Source organism: Pseudoalteromonas sp. 5Ae-yellow (genome assembly GCF_014077565.1).
In the GTDB taxonomy this organism is placed as follows: domain Bacteria; phylum Pseudomonadota; class Gammaproteobacteria; order Enterobacterales; family Alteromonadaceae; genus Pseudoalteromonas.
The window spans coordinates 1-10,604 of the sequence record NZ_JACGWD010000103.1 but is presented as its reverse complement, the minus strand read 5'-3'; the positions used below and the strand labels follow the sequence as shown (position 1 = coordinate 10,604).

Annotated in this window: 7 protein-coding genes and 1 pseudogene; 5 read left to right on the top strand and 3 right to left on the bottom strand. The window is 36.3% G+C overall.

What is annotated here, in order from left to right:
* Positions 1–165 (top strand): annotated as a pseudogene (locus H4J63_RS20410) (IS4 family transposase); the annotation flags it as partial.
* Positions 166–212: 47 nt separating this feature from the next.
* Here H4J63_RS20410 and H4J63_RS18705 read toward each other — a convergent pair.
* The 3 genes from H4J63_RS18705 to H4J63_RS18695 all read right to left on the bottom strand — a co-directional run bounded on the left by H4J63_RS18705 (position 213) and on the right by H4J63_RS18695 (position 3,387).
* Positions 213–620: a phosphate ABC transporter substrate-binding protein gene (locus H4J63_RS18705; protein WP_182197947.1), complete on the bottom strand. Its 408-nt coding sequence runs from the start codon at positions 618–620 to the stop codon at positions 213–215.
* A gap of 12 nt (positions 621–632) precedes the next feature.
* Positions 633–1,787: a porin gene (locus tag H4J63_RS18700; protein ID WP_182197946.1), complete on the bottom strand. Its 1,155-nt coding sequence runs from the start codon at positions 1,785–1,787 to the stop codon at positions 633–635.
* Between the two features lie 1,009 nt (positions 1,788–2,796).
* The gene (locus H4J63_RS18695) at positions 2,797–3,387 is read right to left on the bottom strand and encodes a LuxR C-terminal-related transcriptional regulator (protein ID WP_182197945.1); all 591 of its coding nucleotides are present in this window, start codon (positions 3,385–3,387) and stop codon (positions 2,797–2,799) included.
* A 397-nt stretch (positions 3,388–3,784) separates the two neighbouring features.
* Here H4J63_RS18695 and H4J63_RS18690 point away from each other — a divergent pair, with 397 nt between their 5' ends.
* The 4 genes from H4J63_RS18690 to H4J63_RS18675 all read left to right on the top strand — a co-directional run.
* Positions 3,785–6,007 (top strand): TonB-dependent receptor, encoded by a 2,223-nt coding sequence (locus H4J63_RS18690; protein ID WP_182197943.1) that lies wholly within the window; start codon positions 3,785–3,787, stop codon positions 6,005–6,007.
* A 265-nt stretch (positions 6,008–6,272) separates the two neighbouring features.
* Positions 6,273–7,394 (top strand): 4-phosphoerythronate dehydrogenase, encoded by a 1,122-nt coding sequence (locus H4J63_RS18685; RefSeq protein WP_182197941.1) that lies wholly within the window; start codon positions 6,273–6,275, stop codon positions 7,392–7,394.
* A 48-nt stretch (positions 7,395–7,442) separates the two neighbouring features.
* Entirely contained in the window at positions 7,443–8,459 is a 1,017-nt protein-coding gene (locus H4J63_RS18680; RefSeq protein WP_007586655.1) for an aspartate-semialdehyde dehydrogenase, read from the top strand.
* A gap of 355 nt (positions 8,460–8,814) precedes the next feature.
* The coding region (locus H4J63_RS18675) for a FimV/HubP family polar landmark protein (protein ID WP_310734725.1) at positions 8,815–10,604 on the top strand (1,790 nt) is incomplete at its 3' end.

Here is a 10,604-nt window from a genome sequence, read left to right as displayed (position 1 = left end):
ATACTCTGGTGTGCCATCGCTTCGCCAGGTTCAATTCCAAAGAAATTAAGGGCAATGCGAGAACGAGTGAAACGTTATATTCTTCCAGAAAAAAGAAAACGGCCCAAAAGTAGGACCGTTCGAATTTTAAAAACTCGGTACACCATTAAGTCAAAGCATCCTTAACTGAATGGTGTTAACCCAAGGGTGATTTTTTTATATCTATTTAACTGTTAAAAGGTAGCAATTACTTTTACTTTATCACTAACTTTCGAACTATCAATATAGCCAATCGCGTTGTTATTAGCAGCAACAAAATCAATAACAGCCTGGTCAGATGCAAGCTTTTCAGGAGGTGTACCTTTACCTGTGAATATCAGTTTAGACCAATATGCGTTTAACTGACTGCTAGACTTACCCACTACTTTGTCGTTAAATTCATCAGCTACAGATGTACCGTCTTGATTTATAGGATTAACTTTATCGCCATTACTAAATGACTTACTTTTTCCCAGATAAATCTTTTTTATTGTGTCAGCATCTACAGAGCTAGCATTGCTTGGATTAATAATCACAGCAACTTCTGCAAATACATTAATTGAGCACAATGAAAGTGCACTTACTAAAATTAATTTTTTCATCATAAGCTCCAATTAAAAGACAAGATCTACACCAACAGCTACAACATCCGTCTCTGTATCAGTTATGTCATCTTCAAAACGACTAAAGTCGATCTTGAAAGCAGCGGAAGGATGAAAATCATAACGCGTACCAATTGTATACACATTACTTTGTGATTTAACTCCATCTAATGCGCTGTTTAGAGCACTATTTAGTGGAGGGATAGCTTGGATTTGATTGTAACGAGAGGACTCATGCTCATCGTCATTATCTTCATAAGTGAAGTGTACAATTACGTCATCCATTCTGTAACCAACAGAAGCATAATACTGAGTCTGTTTAGCTAAAAGGCTATTGTCAACTTCAAATTGAGTATACTCGGCATCAAATAACACATTGTTATAATCAATTGAAAAACCAATGCCAATAAACGTACCGTCGTCTTCATTAATATCAAGATCATCTGCTTGTGCTGTTAAACCGCTTTGACGCAATACGTTTTCAAGTTCATTTATTTGAGCACCAACTATATCGTCAGTATCATTCTGACCAAGTGCTATTGATGTGTCTGCGATTAAATAAGCAGCACGTGCACTAAACCAGTCATAAGATAACGTCCAATTGATACCGGCGATATCAGTTAATTCAGCTTTATCATGGTAAGTGACGGCTTCAATTTCACCATCGAAGCTACCATAAATGACTTGTACTGTAGAATCCCAGTCACCAAGTTGCGAATTATAAAGTAAGCTTAACCCTTCGTAAGTAGAAAAAGGGATGCTGTATACTGACTCTGGTGGACGCACCCAACGGTATGCATAACCTACATCAATAAAGTCAGAATAACGGTAAAAAGGCACTCGCATTTTACCAGCGCTTAATTGAAACTCATCATTAAATTCATAAGTTAAGTAAGCCCACTCAAATTCTGCATCAAAATCATTATTACCACGAGCTACAATTTGTGCTGTCGCACTTAATTTTTCTTGTAAGTCAGTAGATAACTGCAGTGCAAACACACTTTCATTTTTAAACGAAATGTCATCATCATAGCCATAGCGGCCGCGATCATCTTCCAGACTTTTACCACCGACAATTGATGCAAAACCATTAATTCTTACCTCAGCACTAGCATAGCTAGATGCCAAAGCTGCACATATCGCTACTGCTACAGATAGCTTTTTCATATGTTGTTCCTATTTGTTATTTACATGTTGATTTCTTTATTAGTATAAGTGCATAACGAGTATTTATCTAATAAACAGAATGGTTTAAAGTTTTTATTTAATTTTTAGTCAATATTATTTTGTTTTTTAAATTAATCAGGTGCGAATGTTTGTGTTTAAAAATGTTTAGTACTGTTTCGGGTATAAAAATATGCCACCTGTAACTTATTTTTATAATTTTATCTGTAAGCCATCAGAGCTGTATTTACTGCTACATAAAGTTGCTATTACTTAACTCTATGTATTTCATACAAGTTACTTGGTTTAAATGTTTATATTTTATGTAAATATATAGTCGAAATTATTAATAAGTAAAGTTAGCTATAAGCAAATGGCAACTTTCCAAACGGAAGTTTTAGTATAGGATTAAATTTTTCTTAGCGAGGTTGTTCAAAGGAAATGGCGCGGATGAAGAAGCTAACTTGGTTTTTATTATGTTGCTTTGCAATGAATGCATACAGTTACGATGAAGTAAGTCTTTTGATAGGTTATATCTCGCTATTTAGTGTCTCCATTACACAAAATAATACTTTGCAGTTCTATCAGATGACCTCGTGAGTATAAAACTAGTGATTAATTGAAATTCACCTATGGGGGAGTCAGTGTAATCTGACAATGGTGGTCTTAGTCATCAGTAATTATTACACTAGCATTCCAGCAGTGTGTGCTAAAAAGTGGTGGTGCCGAGCCATTACTTTGCACGATAAGTAATACGAATACTTTGCAATTATTTCAGGCAATAAAGAATGAGAAAAAGAATGTGTTTTTTGCTTGCAGTATTGTTGTTCGCAAGGTGGGTTTTTAATATTGACTCTTCATTGAAGGCAATTAAAAAATGCTGTTTAAGAAAAGAAAGGGGCTGGTTATCTCGTGTATTTAAGTGAGGCTAACATTGACTTTACGCTTTCAGTTTAAATAATAATTCAGAATCATAGTCGAGTAGACACAATAAGGTTTCAAATAAGCCCACTTAACTATTAATTCTATTTAAGTTTTTTTGACACCAAAGTAATGCTTGTTGCTTATTTTTTACAGCAATTTTTTGGTAAACCTTGTGTAGGTGAACGCGAACAGTAGCTTCACTTATAAATAAAGTGTCGGCAATTGCACTTGAATGTAAGCCAGAAAATAATAAGTTTAATACTTTCATTTCCTTGCAGGTTAAGTTGTTTGATTGCAACGTAGTTTGTTGTTCACTCGCTAGCATTTGCCTCATCCAATCATCGGTTACTGCACGAGGGAACCATAACTTTCCTTGTTCAATGGCTTCTAATCCTTGTTGAAGTAGTACTTCGTCAGTGCCTTCGTAAAACAATCCTTTTAAATTTGGCCACTCTTTTAATGCTAGTACATCGCAGTCTTTTGGCACATCAAAAATTACCAGTCCTTGGTGACCATTTTTTAGCATGAATTGATTAATAAGTTCATAATTGGTAATGACGTTTAAGGCTTGATAGTTCACAAGTAATATGTCGAAGTGGGCAGCAACACAAAAAAGTGAAGTATAATTTGGGTTATTAAAACACTGCACATGCTTATCGGTTGTATTTGCTATATTCATAATATTCTATCCATAGATTACATTTTGGTACTATATTCTTATTTTTGGTTAAATTCAATGATAGGCTAATTCATTTATGTTCTTTTATTGTTCTTTTTTTGTTTTTGGAAAGCGAGTGGCCAAGATACTTGTCTATTTATATCGCTAAATTAAATTATTATTTTTTTATTATAATACAATTATTTATTGCGTTTTTAAGTCTTTAAGTGTAGTGAAAAATTTAAATTCACCTGTTGATTCATGTGTTTATTTAAATAATTTAAACATTTATTTACAATTCTATCATGTAATACCTATCCAGAGGAAAGATGCTATTTAGCGTCTTTTTTTATGCCTAAAATTTATATTATCAATATAAAAGCATAACTAAATCACACGGTATCCTTTGGAGAATATTTTGAAATTACGTAACCTCTCACAGCTAAGTCTAGCAATTTTTGCTGCACTCACTACCTCTGTAAACGCCGAAGAAACTAAAACAACAGCTAAACAAGACGCATTTGAAAAGATAGAAGTCACAGCTCGTAAACGTACAGAGAGCCTGTTTGAATCTCCAACCGCTATCACTTCAATTGGCGCTAACCTAATTGATAAAGCCAATATGAGTAACCTAGAAGATATTGGTAAATATGTTCCAAATTTAAATATTACCCGCTATGGCGTGGGCAATTCTGCGCATGCGTCTGTATTTATCCGCGGTATAGGTTTGCAAGATCACATAATAACTACCGATCCGGGTGTGGGTGTGTATCTTGATGGTGTGTACTTAGGTCGTCAAATGGGTTCTAACTTATCATTACCTAATGTTGAGCGTGTTGAAGTGCTTCGTGGCCCACAAGGTACTTTATATGGCCGTAATACATTAGGTGGCGCTGTAAATGTAATTACAAAGCAACCTGGTGATGAAGGTATTGTTACTACTACAGCTAAGCTGGGAAGTCGTGGACGTATTGCCGGTGATGTTTATTTTAATAACTCACTAACAGATGATGTAAGTATGTCTGCAAGTGCATCGTACAAAACACGTGATGGTGTGGGCGAAGCTGTTAATTTAGCAAACCCAGAAAAAGAAATTGGTGAGGAAGAAGAATTTAGTGGTCGTGTTGCACTTAAATGGCAAGCAAATACCGACTTAGCATTCACTTTTTCTTTAGATGGTGTTGATAACGAATCTGGCCAATCGCCTTATACAATTGAATTGACAGACCCACTAGACTCAAATGATGTTTTTAATGGCGACTTCCCATTATTGACTCAAGATTTAATTCCATCAGACCCTGATGATTTAGGCACAACTGTTGCGGGTATTGAATCTACCTCTTACTCAGGTTGGGGCACATCGTTCTCGGCTGATTGGGCAATTAACGATACTTATACGACTAAATTTATCTCAAGCTACCGTACATCTGAGTATGAAGGTGGCCTAGATGACGATGCATCACCTTTAAACTTATCTGAGTTTCCAGAGGAGGGCGGTGCTGATCAGTACTCGTTTGAAATTCAACTAAATGCAACATTTGATAATATGGACTTTGTGTCAGGCCTTTACTTTTTTAATGAAGATGGCTTTACACGTTCAGGCCCATTTGTATTCAGCCCATTTAATACACCTAATGGCTTGTTGAATGATGGTGTAACAGAATCATTTGGTGGTTACGGCGAATTTGAAATTAACCAAGAAACTAATTCGTATGCAGCATATATAAATGCCAGCTACGATTTAACTGACGATTTAACGGTTGGTGGTGGCCTTCGTTATTCAAAAGATAAGAAAGATGCAAATGCTATATTCCCATCATTTCCAACTCGTAAGTATGTAAGTGCGAATTTTGATGCAGTTACGTGGGATGTAAATGCATCTTATCAGCTTAGCAATAATATGAATGTGTATGGCCAGATTCAAAAAGGCTATCAAACAGGTGGTTTTCCACCGCGTCCATTTGGTGGACCAGATCAATTTGTATCGTTTAACGAAACAAAAGCGGTTAACTACGAAATGGGCTTAAAAGGCCAAGTACACGAAAATGTATCTATGATGCTTGCGGTATTTGTGACTGATTACACTGATTTAGCATTACCGTTTTCAGACCCAACAGCAGGTGGCGGTTTCGTAACAATTGTAGAAAATGCGGGTCAGTCTAAAGCACAAGGTATTGAGCTTGAAACAACCGTCGCTATTACTGATGACTTTACTATTCGCAGTGCAGTTGGTTATTTAGATTCTGAAATAACAGAAGTGGCTGAGGGTGTACAAGGTATAGGTAAAGGCGATTCACCAGCACTTACACCACGCTGGACTGTAATGGTTGCACCTTCTTACTTTATGGATTTAGAGAGCGGCGCAACACTTGCATTTAATGCTAACTATTCGTACCGAAGCGACATGCAAGGGCAATCAGTTTATAACCAAAGTGAGACAATAGATTCACGTGAACTAGTTGGTTTTAATATTTCCTACACTAATCCATATGGCGATATGGAAGTTACACTGTATGGTGAAAACGTTCTAAACGAAGTTTACGATGTTGGTCGTCTACAACAATCAGGTTTTGTTGGCGTAATGCGTAGTAATGATCGAAGTGAATTTGGTTTGAAATTCAAAAAAGACTTTGAGCTATAAACTAAAATCAAGTAAATAAAATATAATGTAATTGAAGTTTATTTTGCATAATAAAGGCCGAATCATGCTGTGATTCGGCCTTTGTGTATTCAATAGTAAGGTTATTATTTGCATCGTTTAAATTCCTAATTTTAATTGCTGATTTAAAACAATCCACATCCCCATTTTTGAGTGTTTGTATTAACTAAAATGCGCCTTTTTAGTTTGTGTAAAGGCTAGGTTGTTCGCTACAATGGCGCCTCTTAATTGCCAAACGGACTCTGTAATGAAAATTCTTGCCGATCAAAATATGCCTTTAGTTGAGCAGTACTTTGCAGACTTTGGTGAGGTTGAGCGTTTTGATGGTCGTAAATTAACGCCTGAACAATTAATAGATGTAGATGTTCTTCTTACTCGTTCGGTGACAAATGTTAATCATGAACTTTTGGTACAAGCTGACAAGTTGAGCTTTGTAGGTACTGCCACAATCGGCATTGACCATATTGATACGCAATTACTGCATGATAGAAATATTGCTTTTACAAGTGCACCTGGTTGTAATGCGGTTGCTGTAGCTGAATATGTAATTAGTAGCTTATTTGCATTAAGCCAAGAAAATGCGCGTCCATTGTGTGGTCAAACAATTGGTATTGTAGGGATGGGCAACATTGGTACATGTTTGGCGCAAAAATTAAAAGCATTAAACGTAGTTGTACTGCTGTGCGATCCGATTAAGCACGAACAAGGCTTATTACAAGAGCATGTAGCGCTTGATGAGTTATTAGCGCAGTCAGATGTTGTTACTTTTCACGTTCCCCTTGTTAAAAGTGGCGAGCATAAAACACTGCACATGATGGGTAAAGAGCGTTTAAAGGCACTTAAGCCAGGAACCACGCTAATTAATGCAAGCCGTGGCGATGTAATTGATAACCAAGCATTACTTGAGGTAATGGAAGCTGGGGCTGATTTAGATTTAGTACTTGATGTATGGGAGAAAGAACCCAATATTTTAACTGAATTACTAGAGCATGTTCGTTACGCTAGTGTGCACATTGCAGGGCATACACTTGAGGGGAAAGCTCGTGGTACACAAATGTTGTATCAAAAATTGTGTGACCTAAAAGGTGTTGAGGCGATTAAATCGTTGGATGATTTTTTACCAACACCAGCCATTACAAATGCAACTGTTACGCAAAGCCTTAATGAGCAAGATATTGCCCGTTTAGTGCATTTAATTTATGACGTACGCCGCGATGACGGAATTTTACTTCGTCATTTAGAAGGTGAGGGCTTTGATAGTTTACGTAAAAACTATCCTATAAGGCGAGAATTTAGCACTTTATTTCTACAAGGTGATAGCCCACAACTAGCAGCACTTAGCCAGCTTGGCTTTAGCATAGCTGAATAATTATTTAACTAACGATGTTGTTTTAATGTCGTTTATAGAGGAAGAAATATGTCGCAAAAATATAACGTTGCCGTACTTGGCGCTACTGGTTTAGTAGGCCGTCAAATCATTGAAACGCTAGCAGATCGTAAGTTTCCTGTCGATCAGCTTTTTTTACTTGCAAGCAGCCGCAGCGCAGGTGAAGACATAAAGTTTCGTGGTGAGACCATTGAAGTACTTGACGTTGAAGGCTTTGACTTTAGCCAAGCGCATATAGGTTTGTTTTCTGCTGGTGGTAGTGTATCTGAAAAATATGCTCCTATTGCTGCTGATGCCGGCTGTATTGTAATTGATAATACATCGCACTTTAGAAATGATTTTGAAATCCCGCTAGTGGTGCCAGAAGTTAATGCTTCAAGTCTGGCTGATTTTAGAAACCGTAATATTATTGCTAACCCTAACTGTTCAACTATTCAGATGATGCTAGCACTTAAACCAATTTATGATGCTTATGGAATAGACCGTATCAACGTATCCACTTACCAAGCTGTATCGGGTGCAGGTAAAGAAGCGGTTGATGAACTTGCAAAGCAAACAGCTAATTTGATGAATGCACGTCCAATGGACAATAAAGTATTTCCAAAGCAAATTGCATTTAACGTTATTCCTCAAATTGATAGCTTTGAAGATAATGGCTATACACGCGAAGAAATGAAAATGGTAAATGAAACTCATAAAATTTTGGGTGATACCACTATTGCAGTAAATCCTACATGTGTACGTGTTCCCGTGTTTTTTGGTCACTCAGAATCAATTAATATTGAAACGCGTATGCCTTACGATTTTGAGCACGTTAAGCAACTTTTAAAAGATGCGCCTGGTGTCGAGCTAATTGATGATGAAGGCGATTACCCAACAGCAGTTTCTGACGCTAGTGGTAACGATACTGTTTATATAGGCCGATTACGTGCTGATATTTCTCATCCTCATGGATTAAACATGTGGGTTGTAAGTGATAACACTCGTAAAGGTGCTGCAACTAACAGCATTCAAATTGCAGAAGAGCTTATTGCCAATTACATGTAATAGTTAATTGCGCTAAACATGCTTTTTGAAGCGGTAAACAGTAGTTGTTTGCCGCTTTTTGTTTATATGGCTTGTCAAATTTTTGCCGTTTAATTTTAAAAATACAAAAACTGATTGATAACACTCAATAAATTAATATTTATAAAGATGTTTTAAGGCATTTATTTTCAAGGTGTTGCGATGGATATTACGCTCTAACTGGTTTATAGTTTGTAATTGGAATAGAGCTTGCAATAAAAATAGATTGTAATAATAAATGCGAGTCAGTCATTTGGCTGATAATAGCAATAATAAACAATATTTATGCACTTAAGTTTTAGGTGTTTTATTAATATTTAAATATTAAAGGATCAGCATGCGCGGTTTAGCTACACTTATTATATTAGCGTCTGCATTGATAGTAACGCCAGTTTACTCTCAGGACAGTACCCAATTAAAGGGGCCTAAAGGCGTTGACTATGGTGCGCAAGGGCGATCAATTGGGCCAATTAAACCAACAGACACACTTTGGCGTATAGCGGCTAAAGTGCGCCCAGATAACTCCGTCAGCATTTATCAAGTTATGCAGGCCTTGTATAACAAAAACCCCAACTCATTTTTAGAGCAAAATCTTAATCATATTCAAAATGGTGCCTATTTAAAAATCCCTACCTTAGCCGAAATCAAAGGTGTAAATACACAGCTTGCAAAACAACGTTCTGAGCAAGATGATGCATTATGGGAAAAGAAAAAAAATGGCACGCTTACACAAAGTGAAATTAACTCAGCGCAAACCAAAGTAACTCAAGCACGTAAAATTGACGTAGATGATGCTAAAAAAGAAATACAGAAAGAATTAAATGAGATAAAAACAGAGCAAGGTACCAAGCTGATTGAGTTACAACAACAGTTTAAAAACTCTGTAAGTAATGTAGAAGAAATTTTAGTTGAAAATAATAATCTTAAAAAACAATTATCAGGAATTTCAAAAGAGCTCGAAAATTTACGTTTACAACTGGGACAAGACAGCGAAATTCAAAATCAGTTAAAAGAACTGATTGGTAAACAAAATGAGATTATTGCTGAACAAAAAAAACAAGAGATAATACCAAAAGAGTCATTTGATTTTGGCTCATTACTTTCAAATCCGATAGTGCTGGGCTTGTTAATGTTTATTCCTGGGCTAGTGATTATTTTTGCTGTTGTTATGTTTTTACGAAAACGAGTAAATAAGCAAGACGAGCCACAAAACGACGATGATTTTTTACCGCAAACCCCAACTTATACTGGTGATGACGATTTAGGCTCAAGCTTAAATGACGATCCAATTGTCCCCGATCCTCTAGATGATTTAAGTGTTCAACTAGATGATAGTCTTGAAAATGATATGTTGCCTGATGATGATTTAGACGACGGCTTAGATGATTTTTCTGGTGGCGAGAATTTACTCGACCAAGACGAACTTGAAAGTCTATTAAGTGATGACATCATTTTTGATGATGAAAATACCGATGACAATGATGAACTTGATATTTTTATGCAGCAAGGGTTTGATCAACCTTCAGATGAAAACGCTGAAGATATAGATTTAGACTTATCTGATGACTCAATAAACAATGATGAAATTCTAACTAATGACGATTTAGATAGCCTGTTTGATGAAGATGACAGTCTACCTGAGTTTGATGCAGTGCAAACAAACGAAGCTTTAGAAGATGATAGCTTAGAATCCCATGATGAAATGGCGGCTTTAAGTGAGGAGCTTGCAGATGATGATAATTTTGATATAGATGAATTATTAGATCAGACATCAACAGAATTAGATACCTCAGATAACACTTTAGATGAACTTGATTCAAGCGACGACTTTGATTTAGATGATATAGATAGCTTAATTGATGAAGCGAATGAACCAAAAAGTGATGTGGTAGATGACTCAATTGATGCAGAGTTACTCGGCGAAAATGAACTTCTAGAAGAAAACGACAACTTTGATTTAGACGACATAGATAGTTTAATTGATGAAGCAGCAGTTGATGCTGCAGATGATTCATTAGTTGAGGAAAGTGACGACTTTGATTTAGACGACATAGATAGTTTAATTGATGAAGCAGCAGTTGATACTGCAGATGATTCATTAGTTGAGGAAAGTGACGACTTTGATTT